The sequence below is a fragment of the Bowmanella yangjiangensis genome, assembly GCF_017255015.1.
Taxonomy (GTDB): Bacteria; Pseudomonadota; Gammaproteobacteria; order Enterobacterales; family Alteromonadaceae; genus Bowmanella; species Bowmanella yangjiangensis.
In genome coordinates this window covers 1-1434 of record NZ_JAFKCS010000206.1, presented here as the reverse complement: position 1 = coordinate 1434, position 1434 = coordinate 1, and the positions used below count along the sequence as shown (strand labels likewise).

At 66.1% G+C, this 1434-nt stretch carries 1 protein-coding gene; it reads right to left on the bottom strand.

Annotation, left to right across the window (positions count from 1 at the left end; translation table 11 throughout):
• Positions 1–68: 68 nt before the first annotated feature.
• Positions 69–1103: an AraC family transcriptional regulator gene (locus tag J0A65_RS23350; protein WP_206596680.1), complete on the bottom strand. Its 1035-nt coding sequence runs from the start codon at positions 1101–1103 to the stop codon at positions 69–71.
• Between the last annotated feature and the right edge of the window lie 331 nt (positions 1104–1434).

The following is a 1434-nucleotide window of genomic DNA, read 5'->3' as shown; positions in this document are numbered from 1 at the left end:
GCTGGCGCTGCGCGGTGGTCGCATCGTCGAGCGCTGGCCGGTGTATCAGGAATCCTGAGGGGGCGCGGTCATTCCTGGGCGATGCGCTGTTTCGCCGTGCGCGGGGTCACGCCGGTCCAGCGTTTGAAGGCGCGGCGGAAGTTGCGCACATCGCTGAAACCGGTGGCGCAGGCCACGTCGATCAACCGATTGTCACGCTGGCCGAGCAGTTGCAGCGCCCGCGTCCGGCGCAGTTCGTCGACGATTCCGTGATAGCTCAGGCCCGCATCGCCGATGCGCCGGCGCAGGGTGCGCTCGCTCAGGTTCAACTGGCTGGCCAGCTGGCTCAGCGACGGCGGTGACTCGAGGCGCTTGCGCACCTCGCGCTCGATGGTCTCGATCAGGTCGCTCAGTCCCTGTTCGTGCCGGCCGGCGCTGTCCAGCAGCATGCACGCCTCGGCCGCCGCATAGTCGTCGCGGGTCGGCAGCGGCAGTTGCAGCCAGGCGGCCGGGAACTGCATCCGGTTGTGCTCGCAGGCGAAGCGTACCGGGCAGCGGAACAGTTCCGCGTAGCGCTGCGCGTGGGGCGGGGCGGGGTACTGCACCTCGATGTGGCTGGCGACCAGATCCGCGCCGGTGAGGAAACGCACGATGGCCAGGCTGCTGGCGAAGGCTTCCTCCAGGTAGAACACGGCCACCTCCGGGTCGAAGAAGCGCGGGGTGGCGTAGAACAGTACCTGGTCGTCCACGATTTCGATGTGATAGTCGAGCAGGCTGCCGATGTGCCACTGGTAGCGCAGCCCCAGGTCCAGTGCCGTGCCCAGGTCCGGGCAGGCCAGCATGGCCAGACCGGCCAGCCCCCAGGACACTGGCGTCTGCCGGCTGCCGACCGTCAGTCCCAGGCCGTTGTCGCCCAGCACCTGAAGGGCACGCCGCACCAGCCTGTAGCTCTGGCGGAAGGACAGGCGATAGTCCGGCCGCTTCAGATCCTCCGGGGCGAAGCCCAGGCCACGGCACAGCAGCTCCGGGTCATGCCCGCAGGCGACCGCGTGCTGCAGCAGGAAGCGGGAAATCAGCGGCGGTGCCGAGGCTTCCGAATAGCGCGGATCGACGATGGGTTTCATGCCTGTGCATCCCTCACTGCCCGAAGATGGCTGCCTGGCAGTGTGCCGCAAATGGCACGCGATGAAAGTGTTTGAAAATGTGACAGGCCTCTTGAGCCCTCCTTTTTGTCCGTTCTGGCCCCATGCCGGCTTTTGGGTTGCCGTTAGTTTCATCGGGACTCAGGAGGTGCATATGTCATACAACAAAAACAAGGTGGCATTGGCGGTGGGGCTGGGGCTGTGGGGGACGCAGCTGCAGGCTTTCGAAATCGAGACCGGTCCCGATCTGACGACCTCGCTCGAGAGCGTCGTCGAATTCACATCGGTGTACCGCACCCATTCGCCCGAGCAC

Excerpts from the sequence above, each read along its gene's own strand:
- J0A65_RS23350 (WP_206596680.1), bottom strand. The coding sequence starts at position 1,103 with ATGAAACCCATCGTCGATCCGCGCTATTCGGAAGCCTCGGCACCGCCG.